Here is a 17,243-nt window from a genome sequence, read left to right as displayed (position 1 = left end):
TGTATTAAAAAACCTTAACTTTTAAGTGCGCCCATGACTACTTTACATTCCGAGAGATGGTCTGTGTCGTTGATCCAAGCGATCAGCGCCATCTTCGTCTCGACTGCATTGCTGGTGATCACTATGTCAGTAATGAGCTCCAGAGGCGTTGAACGCCTTGGTCAGCAGTTTGAAAATTTATCAGAGCAAGCCTTACCGCTTGCGATGAATAACGCCCGCCTGACTCAAAACATCTTAGAGCAGGTCAAGCAATTAAGCTACGGCTCCAGGGCTCAGAGTGCTGATGAACTCACATCAATGACCAATAACATCAATACATTGGCCTCTGAGACTCAACAATTGGTAAGCAATGTCTTTACTATTGCCGACAATTTCAGTGACGCCATTACCGATGAGCAAAAGCAATCGCTGCAGAGTTATATCTCTCGATTGCAATCCTTATCGTCGTCTATTCTCTCCACACAACGTGCTTTGCTGGACAAACAACAGATCATTGACGAACAGACAGTATCATTTCGTTATGGCCTGAGTTCTATTGGCCCAGAGATGAACCGCATTAGTTCGTTCCTGGCGGTGGACAACCCTGAGTCCGCCGATGCAGCTAATCGTTTTATTGCCAGCGCCAGCTCAATGGAGAGCACCTTCTTAATGATGATGGTGCAGACCAAGTTGCACAATGCTGAGCAAGAATACAAAGAGATGCGTAACCGCATCGCCGGTATTAATCTCGCTTATGACGACTTCAATGAGTGGCACCCCGATGTCACTGAGTTTGCCAGTCTGACAGCACCTTATGACATGGTGAAGTCAGGGTTTGAAGAAAACGGTGTGTTGAAACAAATCCTGTCTAAGCTCCAACAAGCCGAAATCCAACAACAGGAAATTAAAGAAGCGGCAGAGGTGGCCAGCAAAACAGTGGATTTGTTAAACGCCATTTCCGCCACCGCGCAAACGTTGATCGCCGAGAGTGAAAATGTGGTTCACAGTACGATGAACAGCGTGTTGAATACTGTCGTGATAAGTGGCGTTGCACTGGTTATGCTGATTCTGGGCTCCTGGTTTACGCTACGAAACTGGATTAACCGAGGGCTACGTCACATTGTCCGCCATTTAGGGCATTTAGTTGATCACGATTTTATGGGAGAAGTTGCCGCGCAAGGCCCCAAAGAGCTAAAAGATGTCGCGATGAAACTCAATAAGGTGATTTCGTCGACTCGTGAATCACTGATCACCGTAACCAGCAACTGTGAGACCTTATACCAGACTGCAGAACTGAGCCACAACGCCGCAGAACAGTCCAATCAGAGCCTGACACAACAGAACGAATCGTTATCCAGTATGGTGACCACCATTACTCAGCTCGAAGCCTCAATCAGAGAAATTGCGTCAGTGACCAGCGAATCTTACGCTGAGTCGCAAACGGCAGCCCAACATTCCGCGCGCGGTGTAAAAGTGGTTGAGCAGAACCGCCAGCGTCTGCAGTCGCTCGAAACATCCATGAATCAGAATGAAACATCTATGGTTGAGCTGGATAACCGGGTCAAACAGATCCGCGAGATGGTCGATATGATTTCGGGGATTGCAGAAAATACCAATTTACTCGCTTTGAATGCTGCGATTGAAGCCGCTCGCGCAGGGGAGCAGGGAAGAGGGTTCGCCGTTGTTGCCGATGAAGTGAGAAAATTGGCCAGTGATACCTCGATGCAAACGGCCAATATTCGCGAACGCATGGGTGAGCTGGTTGCAGCGGCGCAACAGTCTCGAGACGCCGTGACGGAATCAAGGCAAGAAATGGCCCACGCACTTGAATCAAGTGAAGCGGTCAAAACGGCCTTTGAAGACATTCAACAAGCCGTTGATCACATCCGCCAACGTGTGGAGCAGATTACCGTGGCGACCGAAGAGCAGGAGCGGGCAACCGCTGATGTCAGCCAGTCAATCACTCGCGTGTCGGATCAAGGCCAGGAGACCAAGCGACAACTTGAAGCCATGGTCGAAAGCTCGGAACAGGTGGCCGATATTGCAGGGCACCAACAAGCCATGCTGCACAAATATGAACTGTAGCGGCCTGTTATTATTCGTGGTTACGAAACGGCTGGGTGAGCATTTTATCCAGCCATTGTTCACGCTCGGAACGAAACAGCGGCAAACCGATTGTCACACCTTGATGGCCTTGTTCGGGCTGACTGCGGTACGTACCGAACAGACGATCCCAAACTGACAGAAAAAAACCGAAATTAGAATGCGTTTCTCGCTCAATCACAGAATGATGAACGCGGTGCATGTCTGGTGTGACTACGAGTTTGCGTAATCCAGTATCCCATTTCAGTGGCATCCAGCCATTGCTGTGATTAAACATCGCGCTGGCATTGAGGATGATTTCAAAAACCACCACGCTGAGAGGGTCAAGTCCTAATAAAATAACCAGTGCGATTTTGATGCCCATCGACAACAGAATTTCTATTGGATGAAAGCGCGATCCCGTGGTGACGTCAATATCCTGATCCGCGTGGTGCATACGGTGTAAACGCCACAACAAAGGAACGCGGTGGAATAATATGTGCTGAGCATAGATAGCCAGATCAAGCAACAGAACCGATAAAACCAGTTCTACTCCGATTGGTAATGCAACATGGTTGAATAAGCCGATTTCAGAACCCTGAGCGAGGATCGCGGTTTCAACAGCCAACACAGGCATGAGCAGGGCAAGGCACAAACTGTTCAGTCCGACAATGCCTAGATTGTTCAGCCAGCGAGTGCTTTTACGCTGCGTGAGTACTTTTCGCGGTGCTGCCCATTCCCAAAGGGCACATATCACCAGCACGGACAGAAAAAAGCTCAGTCGAATCCATTCCGGGTTATTCATAATAGGTTCCTGTTTGAATCTGTATTTACTCTAAGTACAATGCCGCCCATAAAACAGCATAAACTTAACATTAATGAGAATTCACGCTTTCCACCGCCTCTTTCAACATCGTCTGTCGCTCTCCACGAAACCGTTCAATGCTAGGGGGGCCAAAGTAGAACGATGCCAGTATTGTCAGGTGTCGCTCCAGCACTGTTTATGTGCCCACCAACCCGATGTTGAATCAGGAGTTGCGGTACTGTTGCTCGTTTCTGATAACGAGGTGTTTAAACCAAGCAATACCGGTCGTTTGATTGCGGATACGGTTAAAGAAACATACGTCTATCAATGGAATAGGACCGAGCCGGACTCAGAAATCATTCAGTTACTGCAAAATGAACGCTATCAACCGGTGGTGATTTTTCCTGACAGCTACGTAGAAGATCAGTCGCGTCTGCTCATTGACGCTGAAGCGTACCTTGTACCGAGCAAAACACCGCTACTCATTCTGCTGGATGGCAGCTGGCGGGAGGCCAGAAGAATGTTCCGCAAGTCACCTTACCTGAATGGTCTGCCAGTGTTGTCGGTCACACCGGACGTTGTGTCTCAATACATGATGCGGCGTTCTGACAATGACACGCACCTCTCAACAGTGGAGGTCGCGTCCATGGTCCTTGAGCAGATAGGGGAGCAGGCTACTGCCAAAACGCTCAGTTTGTGGTTCGAAGCATTTCGCGAAAGTTACCTACTGAGTAAGACACGATTCAAGCATGATCTATCGAAGCCAGCGCTGAAACGTTTTCTTGAGCATAAATAAAAGCGCGAAGTCACTCTAAAAGTGACAGTTTTGTTGATGGCTCCTTGTGCAATCAGCTCCGGGGCGGACGTAAATCTGCCTCTGGTCACGGATTGTAGGCGTAGCTATATGGATAATGCACTAATTATTTGTTTTTTGCCCCGGATTTGGGCTTGATATATTTACGGAGAGAACCTGCATGTATTACGGCTTTGACGTCGGTGGTACCAAAATTGAATTTGGTGCGTTTAATGAAAAACTCGAGCGTGTGGCAACGGAACGTGTTGCGACGCCGACAGCAGACTACGACTTATTGGTCGAAACGATTGCGGGTCTGGTCGAAAAATACGATCAGCAGTTTGGTTGTGAAGGGAAAATTGGCCTCGGATTACCCGGTATGGAAGACGCGGATGACGCCACCGTACTGACCGTCAATGTGCCAGCGGCCAAAGGTAAACCTTTGCGTGCTGATCTGGAAGCCAGAATCGGCCGCAGCGTCAAAATTGAGAATGACGCCAACTGTTTTGCTTTATCTGAAGCCTGGGACGAAGAGTTGAAGGACGAACCATCCGTAATGGGTTTGATCCTGGGCACTGGGTTTGGTGGTGGTCTGGTGTATGAAGGAAAAGTATTTTCGGGTCGCAATCACGTCGCCGGTGAGTTGGGCCACATGCGCCTGCCAATTGATGCGTGGTTTCATCTGGGAGACAACGCGCCTTTGTTAGGGTGTGGCTGTGGAAAAAAAGGATGCCTAGACAGCTATTTGTCTGGTCGCGGCTTTGAATTGATCTATGAGCACTATTTTGCTCAACCCAAAAAAGCCATCGATATTATTCACTCTTATCAACAAGGTGAAGCTAATGCCGTCGAGCATGTAGAACGCTTTATGGAGTTACTGGCGATTTGCTTTGCCAATATCTTTACCGCCAACGATCCGCATGTGGTGGTTTTGGGCGGCGGGTTATCTAATTTCGAACTGATTTACGAAGAGATGCCTAAGCGTGTACCGAAGTACTTATTGTCGGTTGCCAAGTGTCCAAAAATCATCAAAGCCAAACACGGAGATTCCGGTGGTGTGCGCGGAGCGGCATTCCTCAATATTAAGTAACTTTGCCAGTTACGAAAAGGGCTTGCGTGATGCAAGCCCTTTCTGTTTCTCCAGAGGCGCGGCTACGTTTTTGGTTTTTTACCCACACCGAAGTTTTCTTTTGGCAGCAATGCAATTTTTCCGAAGCCAAGCTTGCGGAAATGGTTGTCACGATAGTTGCGAACGGCTTTGGTATCGGAAACCGCTTCAACCTGCAGCTCCATTTTTAGAAAGTCAGTCAGATCGATCCCTTCGGCTTCAGCCACCGCTTCGTGGATATTACGGTGTTGCTGATAAGAGAAAGTCAGGGTTTTCTCTTCGTCCTGGTAAGTATAAATAATTGTACGTGCCATAGTGTTCACTTAAAAAGAAAAGGCCAGCGGAGCCGACCTTAGAATGTCATTTGCGCTAGATTCTGCCTTGAAGCGGAATGATTGTCACGCTTTCTCCAGGTTTTACTGTATCAATGGCCGGATCAATCTCAATCAGGCAATTGGCTTCGCTCATTGAACGCAAAATTCCGGACCCTTGCTTACCTGTGGTTCGAACCTGTAACTGGCCCTGCGCACTCAGTTCGTAAACTCCGCGCGTAAATTCTGTTCGTCCTTGTCGTGAACGCAGCGACTCTATGGCGATGGCTGGCATTTTCAAAGGTTGCCAGTCCACTTCGCCCTGCATTTTACGAATCGCCGGTTCAACAAAGTTAATGAATGACACCATAACAGCAACCGGATTACCTGGCAGGCCGAAAAATGGTACTTGAGACAGATGCCCGAACGCCAGAGGCCGGCCCGGGCGCATGTTAATGCGCCAGAAGTCGATGTGGCCCAATGTTTTCAGCGCCAGCTTAATATAGTCGGCGTCACCGACCGAAACACCACCCGATGTGAGCACCAGGTCGGTTTCTTGTGATGCGCGTTGAAGCGCGTCGGTCATCGCCTGCTGATCATCTGGTAAAATGCCATAGTCGACGGTGTCACAGTTCAGGTTGGTCAGAAGTCCGATTAAGGTATAACGGTTGGAATCGTAAATGGTATTTTCATCCAGCGTCTCGCCGGGAGCCTGAACTTCGTCACCGGTAGAAAAAACACCCACTCGTAAACGGCGCTTAACAGGACAGTGGCTTAACCCAAGCGAAGCCAACATCCCCATTTCAGGTGAACTGATTCGTGTGCCAGCGGAAAAGACCGTTTGTCCATAAGACAGATCTTCGCCAGCCAGACGAACGTTCTGTCCAGGCTTGATTTGATAAGTCGATAGCGTGACAGTGTCACCATTAATGGTGGCAGCTTCACGCATGACCACGGTATCCGCCATTTCTGGTGTCGGAGCACCTGTCATGATTTTTACCGCCTGGCCAGCTAACAATGGCTTGTCGTAGGCATAGCCAGCCATCACTTCAGCCACTACCTGATAGCGGTCGAGACCAATGTCTTGAGATCGAATCGCAAATCCATCCATAGCCGAGTTGGTGTATCGCGGCACATTGATTGGCGAATGAATGTCCTCAGCCAATACGCGGCTATAGGCGTGTTCAAGTGCGACCTTTTCGACCAAATCAATAGCTATGACCTGAGTTAGGATCTGCTCCTGACCTTGTGCGACCGAAAGAAATGCGGACGAAAGGGTATCACAGGTTGCGACTTGTGACTTTGATTGCCGGACTGACCCGTTGGCATAGTTGAGTACAAACGCGGCAATGCCATCCAAATCATTAATGGCCAATTGAGGCAGGGCGGAATCTACGCTTGAGTCAGTTGCGATAGCAATAATGTTGTCATCATTGGGATAAAGCCAGGGTTTGCCTACCGCGTCACGGTGCAGTTCGATTTTTGGAAACGCGATGTTCTTGCACCCTTCGACCAGAATGAGATCCAGGCTGTTAACATCAAAACGACTGAGCAAATAACTGAACTCAGCTTCAGCGTCCGGGGTTTCGGTCATCAGTGCATAACGATGTCGCGATGCAATCAGCATTTGAGAAGCACCGGCCTTACGCAGCCGGTAGCTGTCTTTTCCCGGTTTATCGACGTCGAAGTTATGATGGGCATGCTTTAAAACACCGAGACGAAGTCCGGCATCAGTCAACTTGGGTAACAGCGCTTCCAATAGGGTCGTTTTGCCAGTGCCGGAGTAGGCGGCAAAACCAAGTAGTGGAATCGAAGGGAGTGTCATAGTCATGATTGCAAAGTTCCAAATTGAGCCAGTTCTTCCGGTGTATTGAGATTGATAAAGCAATCCTGAGCATCGCTGAAATCTGCATATTCAGTATGACACTCCTGATAAAGAAGAATGATTTTGCGATCGCCGCGTTGCAGGAAAGCGGTCAGTTTTGGCAGTACGCGATTATGAAATAGAGTGAATACGGGTTGCTGATGTTCACCATCATGTGCCACAACGATATCGGTATCGGTTTTCACTGCACGGCAGAAGCGTTCGACGAGATCATCGCAAACAAAAGGACTGTCACAGGGGACAAAACCAACCCAGTCTGTATTCGCGAATTGCAGCCCGGCATGGATGCCGCCTAATGGCCCGGGGTAGTCCGGAAACGTGTCACTGACAACGGGGGCGAGCTCTGCGTAACTGCTAATATTGCGGTTCGCATTGATGATGATACGAGATGTTTGCGATACGAGTTTGTTCAGCACATGCTGAACCAGCGGTACTCCATTAAGTTCAATCAGTCCTTTGTCTTTACCACCCATACGACTGGCCTGTCCGCCAGCCAAAATCACCCAACTAGTTTGCGTTGGAATTAGCATAAGAATTCTCTTGTACTGAATCTTGAATAATGTGTAACAACGGTGACTCTACCAGAGTATTGTCCTTGATCCACCACTGCTTTTTGCAGATCTCGGTCAGGGCATTCGCCTGATGACTGGTGATCACCAAACTTGCTCCGCGCGACAGCATGTCTTTCGCCATGATCACGAGACGCTCAATCGACTCTTGATCCAGCGATGCACTTGGTTCGTCCATCAATAGGATAGACGGCTTGAGAATCCAGGCTCTGGCCATCGCCACACGTTGCTTTTCTCCTCCGGACAATACCGAAATATGTTCGTCGGCGAGTGTTTCCAACCCTACCATGCGCAATGCAGTGATGACTTGAGCTCGCTTATCTTTTTCGGATTCTTTTTGAAAGCGAATACCATAAACGACATTTTGATATACGCTGCCATCAAAAAGATAAGGGGACTGGTGCAGGTACGTGACATCTTTTCGACCAGCGCGGCGGGTCAATTTGGCTAACCAGCTGTCAGCCGGGGCATGAATAGCGCCTGTCGTCGGCTTTAGCAAGCCAGACAAAATCTTCAATAGGGTAGTTTTACCCACCCCATTATCGCCTTTGAGATAAATGGCATCATTGGGACCGATCGACAGTTCAGGTATGTGGAACAACACTCGCTCTTTAAATCGCATCGAGAGCTGAGTTGCAGTTATTTTTATCGTCATACGACCCCTTACGTTCTCAAATAACCTTTGCCACGCATACTACTGAGCAAAAAGTTAAGCACCAAAGCGAGGGTGAGCAGCACAATTCCAAGTGCCACGCCCTGAGCAAAAGCGCCTTTACTGCTTTCCAGTGCAATGGCGGTCGGGATATTTCGGGTCACGCTCATAATATTGCCACCGACCATCATGGAGCAGCCCACTTCAGTGACAATGCGAGAAAAACCCGCAATCGTTGCTGCCATCAGAGGAAAACGTGTTTCCCAAATCATAGTTGCTGCTATGCGACTCGTCGAAACACCCAGCGTGATGGCTGTTTCTATGGCCCGTCGGTCACTGGATTGAAGTGCGCCATGCATCATAGAAACCAACACTGGGAAACAAACCAGCATTTGGCCGAAAATCATCGCTTTTTGAGTGAATAGCATTTCCCAATTGCCCAGCGGCCCAGAGCGGGAGAGCATCATATACAACAATAAGCCAATTACGACGGTGGGAATGGCCTGCATGGTGTTGATTATCGACAACAAAAACCACTTTCCTTTGAACTCTGTATATGCAAGGACAAAGGAAAGCAGAATCGCTGGCAGCAGCACCAGCGATATAGCGGACAAAGACACCGAAAAAGAGACCGCAACAATCTCCCACAATGCCTTATCCAGACTCAGTAAAAGCCCGACGGCTTCCTGTGTCGTTTGCCACAAACTCATCAAGAGTTACTTCTCGTTAGCGTTAGCGACAAACAGCTGTTTTCCATTGAGGCGGAATTCGTTGATCAACTGCTGACCTTTTGGGTTAACCAGCCAGTCACTGAACACTTTCGCACCTTGATAATTGATGCTTGGATAGCGCTCAGGGTTAACCAGAATAACTTGATATGGGTTGAACAGTTTTTTGTCGCCCTGGAACAGGATCTTCAAATCCAGTTTGTTCTGATAGGCCAGCCAGGTACCGCGATCCGACATGGTGTATCCCTGCAGTTCCGACGCCATGTTCAGCGTAGGACCCATACCTTGTCCAACGGCTTTATAGCCACCAAAGTTAGGTTCCATTCGGGTTTGTGACCAGAGATTTTTCTCTTTTTTGTCTGTGCCCGAGTCATCGCCGCGAGAAATGAAGGTTACGTCAGACGTCGCAATGTTCTTGAAAACGTCCAAAACATTGTTTTGCTCCGCAATATGCGCGGGGTCGTTTTTTGGTCCGACGATCACGAAATCGTTGTACATCAGTTTGCGAGGCATCACGCCGTAGCCTTTTTCAACAAAGTTGGCCTCCGCTTTCGGCGCGTGGGTCATCACCAAATCCACATCACCGTTTTCACCCATTTTGAGCGATTTGCCCGTGCCGGCTGCGATGACATCGACTTTGTAACCTGTGTCTTTTTCAAATTGAGGCAGCAAGTAATCAAGCAAACCTGAATGATAGGTACTGGTGGTCGTAGCGAGGCGAATGTGTGACGTATCTTGCGCGGCAGACACAGAATAACTGGTAACGGCCAGAAGAGTGGTCGCCAAAAGCGTAATGTTTTTCATTGTTGTGTGTTCCCTCAACGTGAGTATTAACGGGTTGTCAGCGTCGATACAGCAAGTAGGGTGCCAACTTCTCAACACTTAGTTTGGCCCATTAGGTCACCAATTTCAGTGATTTAATGAACATAAATGTTGAGCTGGGACAAAATGTCGCATGTTTACTATTTTGACATTAAGAAAAGTTGGTACACTCTGTCCCATTCAAATGAACTGAGATCTTTTGTCTATGTCACTGGAATCTAACCACTCTTCACTGTACAGCGCCTTTTCCGTTCTGGTTGTTGATGATGAACCGGGAATGCAGGCTATTTTGAAAAAAGCGTTGGGAAAATGGTTTGCCAGCGTGGATTGCGCCGGATGTGTGGAAGCAGCTGAGCAACTCAGACAAGCCAATCATTACGATTTGATTGTTCTGGACATCAATTTACCGGGGCGGTCAGGTATTGAGTGGGAAGAAGCGTTTCATGACAAAGACAAACCCGCCGACGTTATCTTTATGACCGGCTACGCAGATCTGGAAACCACAATTTCGGCGCTCAAGCTCGGTGCGTCGGACTTCATCCTGAAACCGTTTAACCTGGATCAAATGCTTTCCGCGGTTAAGCGCTGCATGGACAAACGTGTTCAACAGCGAATGCAATACGCGCTCAACCAAGACATGCAGCGCCACATCAGAACGGAGATCGTTGGTCAATCGGAAAAAACCCGTCTGCTCAAACAGTTGATTACACAATTTGCCCCTTCCAGAGCCAGCGTATTGATTGAAGGAGAATCCGGCACCGGGAAAGAACTGGTCGCGCGTGGTGTCCATGAAGCCAGCGGCCGAAAAGGGCCGTTTGTGCCTGTCAACTGTGGGGCAATTGCCCCCGATCTGCTGGAAAGTGAGCTGTTTGGCCACGCCTCAGGCGCGTTTACGGGGGCCAAGAAAAGCCGTGAGGGCCTGTTTCGCGTCGCAAATGGAGGAACGTTATTTCTTGATGAGATTGGTGAAATGCCATTGTCAATGCAATCGGCTTTGCTGCGTGTACTGGAGCAACGCACCATTCGGCCGATTGGTACAGAAAAAGAGCTGGCCGTGGATGTGAGAGTCGTGGCAGCGACCAACCGTAATCTGCAGGAGGAAGTAAAGAACGGGCATTTTCGATCCGACCTCTATTACCGTTTAAATGTGCTGCGCATAGAAGTGGCACCACTGAGAAAGCGCAAGACCGATCTGGCGGAACTGGTGCCATACTTTACCCACATGCTGGCGACGGAGTTGGGCATACCTAAACCAAAATGGGCTCATGAAGATATTCTGGCGCTGAACGAATACGACTGGCCGGGTAACATCCGTGAACTGAAAAACCAGATTGAACGCTGTATTCTGCTGGGCAAACCGCCAGCGCACCAATGGCGTGACGTACAGGCCGCGAAACACGTTTCCATGACAGTGTCGAGTGGTGCAGAGTTACTCAACCTGCAAGAAGAGCAAGTGCATCAGGGAGAAGGGTACCCTGACGACTGGTCTCTCAAAGAGGTAGAAAAAGCCCATATTCAGCAAGTTGTCGATGCCCATGATGGCAATAAGTCTGCTGCCGCCAGACGATTAGGCGTAGCTCGTAAAACGCTGGAGCGTAAGTTCAAAGAGTGGGAAGCGGAAGGAAGTTCCTATGTCGGCTGAGCATGGGTGGCTGGCCAAGTGGCGTTACCGGTTCAAAACCATGGTGCGCTACCGCCTGCTGATCCTTACCTCAGCGCCCATCGTCTTTACGCTGATCGCTTTAATTGCCATCAGTGTTTATTGGTCAATTCACTACACCTGGAAAAGTGCGTTGATTGACGTATCCGAACGCCTTGGCGTTGCCAGCAACAGCATCACACTGTTGCAGCAAAAACAGGCCAATTTTGTGAGGGCTTTTGCTGAGTCATATTCGTTTCGTAATCACGTTAATCAGCTCTCCGATCCCGCTGAGCTTACCGCATGGGTGCAACAACAGAAAAATCGTTATGGGTTGGATTTTCTGCGTTTTCATACTGTGGACACCATAGATAAAAAATTCCGCTTCCTGGATTTGACGCGCAAAGCGTCATTCTTTGATGTCCTGACGCAAAAAGAGCTCAGTGAGCTTGACCCCAACTTAGCCAGCCGGGCGCAAATCGCGATCCTTAAGACTCAGCGTATCGAAGGCCGCGGTCTGATCAGTCGGACGGTGATACCTGTTTATAACCTGCATAATGATCTTATCGGCTTTCTGGACGGAGGGCTGTTGCTGAACAACAGCACCGTGTTGGTCGACCAGATTCGTGATCTGATCTACCCCGACAAAGAAAACTCACTACGTCCGGTCGGCACGTTAACACTGTTTTTAGATGATTTGCGAGTCAGTACTAATGTGCCGCTCGACAGCGATGATCGTATTGGCCGCGCGATTGGTACCCGAGTCTCAAAAGAAGTCCGACGCGTCGTCCTCACGCACGGGAAAGAGTGGGTCAATCTGGCGTATGTATACGATGCCTGGTACATCACGGCCTATCAACCAATCAGGGATCAGTACAATAATGTCATCGGCATGTTGTATACCGGCTATCTGATGTGGCCTTTCTTAGAGGCCTACGTCACGAACATCTTTGAGATTGGCACTGTGACACTGGTGTTATTGCTTGTTTCGGGGTTCGCTGTTTATCGGGGATCACGAGATTTGTTCGCACCGATTGAACGTATTCACCGAGTGGTGAAGCTGGTTCAGATGGGCAAGCATCAACGTATTGGTGAGCTGGGATTGGATAAAGAACATGAACTTGCCCAGCTCGCACGCCAGTTTGACCACATGCTGGACTCTCTCAATGCTCGTAGAGAAGAAGTCAAAAGTGCCGCGAAGCAGTTGGAGCATAAGGTGGCGGAACGGACAGCCAGCTTGTCGGAGAAAACCGAACAGTTGGAGCTGCACATCAAGTTGCTCCATCAAACCCGAGATAAACTAGTGGTCAGCGAAAAGTTGGCAGCACTGGGGGAACTGACCGCAGGCATTGCTCATGAGATCAACAACCCGACAGCCGTAATCCTGGGTAACGTGGAACTGATAAAATTTGAACTGGGCCCCGAAGCGGCAAGGGTTGACGAAGAAATTGGAGCCATCATGGTTCAAATTGACCGTATTCGTAACATTACACGCAGCTTGTTACAGTATAGCCGTCAGGGCGGCGTGCAGGACGAAGTCACCTGGCAACACGTGAATCCGATCATTGATGAGAGCATTACGTTGGTAAAAACTGGTGCGAAGAAACGCGATATTCAGTTTGAAACTCATCTGGACGCCCATTCCCCGGTTGAAGTGAACCGTCATCACCTATTGCAAGTGATGGTCAATTTGCAAATGAACGCCATTCACGCCATGAAAGGCGAAGGGTGTCTGACAATTATTAGTGAAGACTGGATTGAAAACGAAGAGGTGTGCGGCGCGATCATTCATGTAAAAGATGAAGGATGTGGTATCAGGCCACAGCACCTCAAGCGAGTGTTTGATCCATTTTACACCACCAAACGCGACGGAACAGGGCTGGGCCTGTCTGTCTCTCAAAGTCTGTTAAGCCAAACAGGCGGAGAAATCAGAGTCACGTCTGAACCTGCCCAAGGGGCGTGTTTCAGTATTTATCTGCCAAAGAAAGCCGAAACCTATCTCAACGTAACCAACCTATAAGCAGATCCTCTCGGAGGTCTTGCTATAACATTGACTTTCATATAGTTATGAGAGGTGTTTGTACGGGAGAGGTTGAATGGAGCTTATCGCATTTGAGGAGCAGCACTATCCGTTGCTCATAAATTGGATAGATAATGCTGAGCTGAATTTCTTATGGGGCGGGCCATGTTACCGTTTTCCGTTGACTCACAAACAGATTCGGCAACATTGCGCCCAGAAGAACGTGCAACCCTATGTGCTGATGGATAAAGGTGAACCCGTTGGATTTGTCGAACTGTTTATTTTACAAGCACAAAGTTGCCGGATTTGCCGGGTATTCGTTTCACCAGACAAACGTGGGCAAGGGTACAGTTCGAGCATGCTGACTCTGGTCATGGATAAAGCCCGAGAGCAGTATAACTGTTTGAATGCATCTTTGGCGGTCTTTACACACAATGAAACCGCACTACATTGTTATCGCTCACTTGGGTTTGAAACTTACGCTCTTGAACGTGGGACGCGTTACTTAAATGGCCGTTGGTGGGATCTGTTGCTAATGAGTAAAACGCTGAGTTAACCTCCCAAACAAAAACGGAGTGCCTTGGCACTCCGTTACAACTCTCTGCCGTGAATCACATATCTACAGACATACCTAACGCATCCAGCCGGTCTTTGAACTCCTCTAAGTTCTCTCCCCGATAAGTCGGGTGACCATTAAAGTAACGTGGCTTTTCAGGAAGCATCGCATTTTTCAGCTCTTTTTCCTGCTCATCGCTATCATGGTAAACCGTCACTCGATGTGGGATTTCCTGTCTGATTGCCGCCATTTGGGTCTCCTTGTTTTTACGAACACGTAATGTAACCCTAGTTCATTTGGCGCGACTATCCATGTTTAGGTTTCGTCATGTCATCAGGTTTCGTCCGGGCTCACGTTTTTACAGCGCACTGACAATTGGCCAAAAGAAGTGCCAGAGGAAACCTGACGACTTACTAACCTTAATGACAGAATATTTGGTGTAATATGAACCGATAGGCAAGTAGACAGGAGTCATGATGAAACGTTTCAGAGCTATTCTAAATGGCAAGAAAGCTGGCGAACCGGCGCTAAGAGAGGCTATTTTCGCGATTCGCGAACAGGGGACGCCCTTAGAGGTTCGTGTTACCTGGGAATCGGCCGATATGCTCCGTTTGGTTGAAGAAGCCAGTCAGGACGGAATTGAACGAATATTGGTCGCGGGCGGGGATGGGTCGCTAAACGAAGCGGTGAATGCGTTAGACACGCTTGCTCAAGAGCAACGACCAGAGCTGGCGGTGATCCCTATGGGGACAGCCAATGACTTTGCTACTGCGAATCGCATTCCCACCACCATAGCCGCTGCGCTTGAACTGGCGATCCATGGGCAAACCCATCAGATAGATTACGTGAAAGCCAATGATCGCTGTTTTATCAATGTCGCGGCAGCTGGGTTTGGGGCCGAGATAACCGCGGAAACTCCGATTGAATTAAAAAACTTCCTCGGCGGTGGCGCCTATACGCTGACTGGTATAGTAAAAGCTCTGGGGTTTCGTCCATATGAAGGCACTTTATCCGTAAGCAAGGGAAGCTGGACTGGTGACATTCTGGTCGGGGCGTTTTGCAACAGCCGTCTGGCTGGCGGTGGACAAGAGATGGCTCCTTCCGCGCTAATAAACGATGGCGATATGGACGTCACCGTAGTTCGGCCATTCTTGCCACACGATTTACCTCAGGTGATCGAAGAGATCAAAAATCCTAAGGAAAACGGTGAGTTTGTGGTCCACTTGAAAACCAACTGGCTGGAAATCGATTTTCCGAAAAAGCTGCCACTCAACCTGGATGGTGAACCTTATCATTCTCAGAAAATTCGTTTTGAAGTCCAGCACCAGGCGCTGGCGATGGTCTTACCGGATGACAGCCCTTGCCTGAGATAAGCGATTATTTAAAGATGCGGGGATCAAACTCAAATTGCAGTTTCTCCGCTTTGGCGAATACCTTTTTCAAAGCAGGATGGTTGGGGTTGATCAGATAATTTTTGTCTCGCGGAGAAATAACGGATGGCACCTGCAAGACAGCAAAATCGGATGCAGCAATATTGAGAAATTCATCACCGATCAACTGGGTTGATTCACTGGGTGGAATCGAACGCCAGTTAGGTGGGAGGTCTGAACGGCTGAGTTTTACGATCAGCTTGTCCGGTACATCTATCCGGTACAAATCGTACCTATCGATCATGTCTGGCGTATTGTTGAGATGAACAAACACTTCCAGAGAGCACAATGATTCAGATTCGGAAAAGTAGAGGGCTTCGGTACCTTTAGAGTTCCATCGCCCTCCAAACCACTTGGCGCCATTGGGGCTGAAAGGAGAATCGGCGTATTTTTTCTGAGTCAGCCGATACATGAGCATCAGGAAAAGACCCCGTGCTCAATACGGCCGATGAGATCACGCACCACTTCAAAATCCGCCGTAGTGGAAATCATATCCAGAGGACGTTTTCCGGCCAGGCCGTAGACACTCTCTTTGAGCCACTCCAACGCACGCTCTTCATCATCAAACAGATCCGTTGCCAGTTTGACCAGCAGGGCAAGGCGGTACATCACATCGCTTTCCTGCATACTGAAACGTTCACCTTTCGCTAAACGGCGTTTGATGGTGCTGATGGGAATATGAGTAACATGATGGAACTCACTTTGCGATAAGTTGGCCTTTTCCAGAATGTTGATGTACACCTGAGGCTCGAAGCCTTGGTGCACGGCTTCATTCTTCGCGGTCGATTCGTTTTCAATCCCCATGCTAAACCAGAAGTTGTTCTTATATGACGACTTCGGTTTGAAGCTTTTCATCGCTGTTGCTGTCATATCTCAGTACCTCTTGGCTCATTTGGTCTAGTAATTATGGACCAAATGAGCCGAGTTCGCAATGCGCTTGATTTATGAAAACAAACAGCCCATGAGTATTCAGGGATTGGGGATCATCCGGCGTTAACTGCAATTTTCGGTGGCTTGATGCCGTGTTTCTTAAACTCTTTCATTACCCTTAAGGTAATGTCTGTCTCAAACAACTTTTCGTAGGCCGTATCCACCACATACGCTTTACAGGTTAGCTGTATCGCCAGGTAGTTGTCTGCGATGGTTTGTTTAACCAACACGGTCACCGGTTTGGGCAAATGAATATAGCGACTGGAAGAAGCTGCCTCCTGAATCAAGTCTCGCGCTAACACAATGTCTTCATCCATACCAACATAAAATGGAATGACGACCTGCATGTCTAATGCGCCATAGTTGCCACTGGTGGTCACTTCATTTAGGAATTTGTTGTTCGGAATCGTAATGATGTCATCGCTCAATGTACGCATTCTGACAGAGCGAAGACCGATGGCAATAATGTCGCCATAGTTTCCCTCAAACGTGACGCGGTCACCAACCTGAAACGGACGATCAATCATGACCGTCATTCCGGCAATGAACGACGCCGCCAAATCTTTGAGCGCAAAACCCACCGACACTGCCAGCGTACCGCCAATCAATGTCAGGATCTGATCGTTAATACGAAAACTCATCATGAACACAATCAAACCCGCGGTCATATAAATGAAAAACTGCAGGAAAGACTGCAACTTTTGTAGCAGCATCCGGTACTGGGCGAACTGTGAACCAATGCTCTCAACCATTGAGTTCATGAACTTGATCAGGACCCAGGTTGCGGCAATCACCAATACGGAGAAGAACACGCCACTCCAACGAATTAACGTGGCAATCTGGGTGATATTTTCTACTTGCGCCAGTTCCTCTGACGCCAAAGTCGGTGTCGTAACCAGCAAAGAAAGAACCAGAAAAAGGACTCTGTACATAA

The 17,243-nt window shown here is 48.7% G+C and carries 18 protein-coding genes; 7 read left to right on the top strand and 11 right to left on the bottom strand.

Features of this window, described 5'->3' with window-relative positions:
• Window positions 1-33 precede the first annotated feature (33 nt).
• On the top strand, window positions 34-2,064 hold the full coding sequence (locus VPR01S_RS00465; protein WP_021703314.1) for a methyl-accepting chemotaxis protein: 2,031 nt from the start codon (window positions 34-36) through the stop codon (window positions 2,062-2,064).
• Between the two features lie 10 nt (window positions 2,065-2,074).
• On the opposite strand, the gene VPR01S_RS00460 is transcribed toward VPR01S_RS00465, so the two are convergent.
• Window positions 2,075-2,866: a sterol desaturase family protein gene (locus VPR01S_RS00460; RefSeq protein WP_021703313.1), complete on the bottom strand. Its 792-nt coding sequence runs from the start codon at window positions 2,864-2,866 to the stop codon at window positions 2,075-2,077.
• A 73-nt stretch (window positions 2,867-2,939) separates the two neighbouring features.
• Between VPR01S_RS00460 and VPR01S_RS00455 the strand changes: the two genes are divergently transcribed.
• Window positions 2,940-3,662: a tRNA-uridine aminocarboxypropyltransferase gene (locus VPR01S_RS00455; protein ID WP_021703312.1), complete on the top strand. Its 723-nt coding sequence runs from the start codon at window positions 2,940-2,942 to the stop codon at window positions 3,660-3,662.
• A 178-nt stretch (window positions 3,663-3,840) separates the two neighbouring features.
• Complete coding sequence (gene nagK, locus VPR01S_RS00450; RefSeq protein ID WP_021703311.1) at window positions 3,841-4,749, top strand: N-acetylglucosamine kinase; 909 nt, start codon at window positions 3,841-3,843, stop codon at window positions 4,747-4,749.
• A 62-nt stretch (window positions 4,750-4,811) separates the two neighbouring features.
• Here nagK and VPR01S_RS00445 read toward each other — a convergent pair whose 3' ends face one another.
• Genes VPR01S_RS00445 through VPR01S_RS00420 form a run of 6 tightly spaced genes read right to left on the bottom strand, consistent with a single transcriptional unit; the run spans window position 4,812 to window position 9,716 of the window.
• Window positions 4,812-5,081, bottom strand: coding sequence for a DUF2960 family protein (locus VPR01S_RS00445; protein WP_021703310.1), 270 nt, complete (start codon window positions 5,079-5,081; stop codon window positions 4,812-4,814).
• A gap of 55 nt (window positions 5,082-5,136) precedes the next feature.
• Window positions 5,137-6,909 (bottom strand): bifunctional molybdopterin-guanine dinucleotide biosynthesis adaptor protein MobB/molybdopterin molybdotransferase MoeA, encoded by a 1,773-nt coding sequence (locus tag VPR01S_RS00440; RefSeq protein WP_021703309.1) that lies wholly within the window; start codon window positions 6,907-6,909, stop codon window positions 5,137-5,139.
• Complete coding sequence (gene mobA, locus VPR01S_RS00435; RefSeq protein WP_021703308.1) at window positions 6,906-7,493, bottom strand: molybdenum cofactor guanylyltransferase MobA; 588 nt, start codon at window positions 7,491-7,493, stop codon at window positions 6,906-6,908. The genes VPR01S_RS00440 and mobA overlap by 4 nt, the downstream gene beginning before the upstream one ends.
• Window positions 7,471-8,187 (bottom strand): energy-coupling factor ABC transporter ATP-binding protein, encoded by a 717-nt coding sequence (locus VPR01S_RS00430; protein WP_021703307.1) that lies wholly within the window; start codon window positions 8,185-8,187, stop codon window positions 7,471-7,473. The genes mobA and VPR01S_RS00430 overlap by 23 nt, the downstream gene beginning before the upstream one ends.
• A gap of 8 nt (window positions 8,188-8,195) precedes the next feature.
• Window positions 8,196-8,894: an ABC transporter permease gene (locus VPR01S_RS00425; protein WP_021703306.1), complete on the bottom strand. Its 699-nt coding sequence runs from the start codon at window positions 8,892-8,894 to the stop codon at window positions 8,196-8,198.
• Between the two features lie 6 nt (window positions 8,895-8,900).
• Window positions 8,901-9,716, bottom strand: a complete 816-nt coding sequence (locus VPR01S_RS00420; RefSeq protein WP_021703305.1) for an ABC transporter substrate-binding protein — start codon at window positions 9,714-9,716, stop codon at window positions 8,901-8,903.
• 223 nt (window positions 9,717-9,939) lie between these two features.
• On the opposite strand from VPR01S_RS00420, the gene VPR01S_RS00415 reads away from it, so the two are divergent.
• The 3 genes from VPR01S_RS00415 to VPR01S_RS00405 all read left to right on the top strand — a co-directional run bounded on the left by VPR01S_RS00415 (window position 9,940) and on the right by VPR01S_RS00405 (window position 13,949).
• The gene (locus tag VPR01S_RS00415) at window positions 9,940-11,376 is read left to right on the top strand and encodes a sigma-54-dependent transcriptional regulator (RefSeq protein WP_156008604.1); all 1,437 of its coding nucleotides are present in this window, start codon (window positions 9,940-9,942) and stop codon (window positions 11,374-11,376) included.
• Entirely contained in the window at window positions 11,366-13,393 is a 2,028-nt protein-coding gene (locus VPR01S_RS00410; protein ID WP_021703303.1) for a sensor histidine kinase, read from the top strand. The genes VPR01S_RS00415 and VPR01S_RS00410 overlap by 11 nt, the downstream gene beginning before the upstream one ends.
• A 76-nt stretch (window positions 13,394-13,469) precedes the next feature.
• Complete coding sequence (locus VPR01S_RS00405) at window positions 13,470-13,949, top strand: GNAT family N-acetyltransferase (RefSeq protein ID WP_021703302.1); 480 nt, start codon at window positions 13,470-13,472, stop codon at window positions 13,947-13,949.
• A 55-nt stretch (window positions 13,950-14,004) separates the two neighbouring features.
• Here the strand turns inward: VPR01S_RS00405 and VPR01S_RS00400 are convergent, their stop codons facing one another.
• Window positions 14,005-14,199 carry a hypothetical protein gene (locus VPR01S_RS00400; RefSeq protein ID WP_021703301.1) on the bottom strand — a complete coding sequence of 65 codons (195 nt, stop codon included), beginning with the start codon at window positions 14,197-14,199 and terminating at the stop codon, window positions 14,005-14,007.
• Window positions 14,200-14,425: 226 nt separating this feature from the next.
• Here VPR01S_RS00400 and yegS point away from each other — a divergent pair, with 226 nt between their 5' ends.
• Window positions 14,426-15,322 (top strand): lipid kinase YegS, encoded by an 897-nt coding sequence (yegS, locus tag VPR01S_RS00395; RefSeq protein ID WP_021703300.1) that lies wholly within the window; start codon window positions 14,426-14,428, stop codon window positions 15,320-15,322.
• 4 nt (window positions 15,323-15,326) lie between these two features.
• Here the strand turns inward: yegS and VPR01S_RS00390 are convergent, their stop codons facing one another.
• From VPR01S_RS00390 to VPR01S_RS00380, 3 genes are all read right to left on the bottom strand, one after another.
• On the bottom strand, window positions 15,327-15,797 hold the full coding sequence (locus VPR01S_RS00390) for an RES family NAD+ phosphorylase (protein ID WP_021703299.1): 471 nt from the start codon (window positions 15,795-15,797) through the stop codon (window positions 15,327-15,329).
• Entirely contained in the window at window positions 15,797-16,249 is a 453-nt protein-coding gene (locus VPR01S_RS00385; protein WP_021703298.1) for an Xre family toxin-antitoxin system antitoxin, read from the bottom strand. Before VPR01S_RS00385 ends, VPR01S_RS00390 begins: the two co-directional genes overlap by 1 nt.
• 113 nt (window positions 16,250-16,362) lie before the next feature.
• Window positions 16,363-17,241: a mechanosensitive ion channel family protein gene (locus VPR01S_RS00380; RefSeq protein ID WP_021703297.1), complete on the bottom strand. Its 879-nt coding sequence runs from the start codon at window positions 17,239-17,241 to the stop codon at window positions 16,363-16,365.
• Window positions 17,242-17,243 lie beyond the last annotated feature (2 nt).

Origin of the sequence: Vibrio proteolyticus NBRC 13287, assembly GCF_000467125.1 — a bacterium.
GTDB lineage: Bacteria > Pseudomonadota > Gammaproteobacteria > Enterobacterales > Vibrionaceae > Vibrio > Vibrio proteolyticus.
This window is presented reverse-complemented; position numbering and strand designations above follow the sequence as displayed.

Coding starts and splice junctions, on each gene's coding strand:
- VPR01S_RS00455 (WP_021703312.1), top strand. CDS start 2,940: ATGAGAATTCACGCTTTCCACCGCCTCTTTCAACATCGTCTGTCGCTC.
- VPR01S_RS00460 (WP_021703313.1), bottom strand. CDS start 2,866: ATGAATAACCCGGAATGGATTCGACTGAGCTTTTTTCTGTCCGTGCTG.
- yegS (WP_021703300.1), top strand. CDS start 14,426: ATGAAACGTTTCAGAGCTATTCTAAATGGCAAGAAAGCTGGCGAACCG.
- VPR01S_RS00445 (WP_021703310.1), bottom strand. CDS start 5,081: ATGGCACGTACAATTATTTATACTTACCAGGACGAAGAGAAAACCCTG.
- VPR01S_RS00385 (WP_021703298.1), bottom strand. CDS start 16,249: ATGACAGCAACAGCGATGAAAAGCTTCAAACCGAAGTCGTCATATAAG.
- VPR01S_RS00410 (WP_021703303.1), top strand. CDS start 11,366: ATGTCGGCTGAGCATGGGTGGCTGGCCAAGTGGCGTTACCGGTTCAAA.
- mobA (WP_021703308.1), bottom strand. CDS start 7,493: ATGCTAATTCCAACGCAAACTAGTTGGGTGATTTTGGCTGGCGGACAG.
- VPR01S_RS00420 (WP_021703305.1), bottom strand. CDS start 9,716: ATGAAAAACATTACGCTTTTGGCGACCACTCTTCTGGCCGTTACCAGT.
- VPR01S_RS00390 (WP_021703299.1), bottom strand. CDS start 15,797: ATGCTCATGTATCGGCTGACTCAGAAAAAATACGCCGATTCTCCTTTC.
- VPR01S_RS00405 (WP_021703302.1), top strand. CDS start 13,470: ATGGAGCTTATCGCATTTGAGGAGCAGCACTATCCGTTGCTCATAAAT.
- VPR01S_RS00400 (WP_021703301.1), bottom strand. CDS start 14,199: ATGGCGGCAATCAGACAGGAAATCCCACATCGAGTGACGGTTTACCAT.
- nagK (WP_021703311.1), top strand. CDS start 3,841: ATGTATTACGGCTTTGACGTCGGTGGTACCAAAATTGAATTTGGTGCG.
- VPR01S_RS00425 (WP_021703306.1), bottom strand. CDS start 8,894: ATGAGTTTGTGGCAAACGACACAGGAAGCCGTCGGGCTTTTACTGAGT.
- VPR01S_RS00465 (WP_021703314.1), top strand. CDS start 34: ATGACTACTTTACATTCCGAGAGATGGTCTGTGTCGTTGATCCAAGCG.
- VPR01S_RS00440 (WP_021703309.1), bottom strand. CDS start 6,909: ATGACTATGACACTCCCTTCGATTCCACTACTTGGTTTTGCCGCCTAC.
- VPR01S_RS00380 (WP_021703297.1), bottom strand. CDS start 17,241: ATGTACAGAGTCCTTTTTCTGGTTCTTTCTTTGCTGGTTACGACACCG.
- VPR01S_RS00415 (WP_156008604.1), top strand. CDS start 9,940: ATGTCACTGGAATCTAACCACTCTTCACTGTACAGCGCCTTTTCCGTT.
- VPR01S_RS00430 (WP_021703307.1), bottom strand. CDS start 8,187: ATGACGATAAAAATAACTGCAACTCAGCTCTCGATGCGATTTAAAGAG.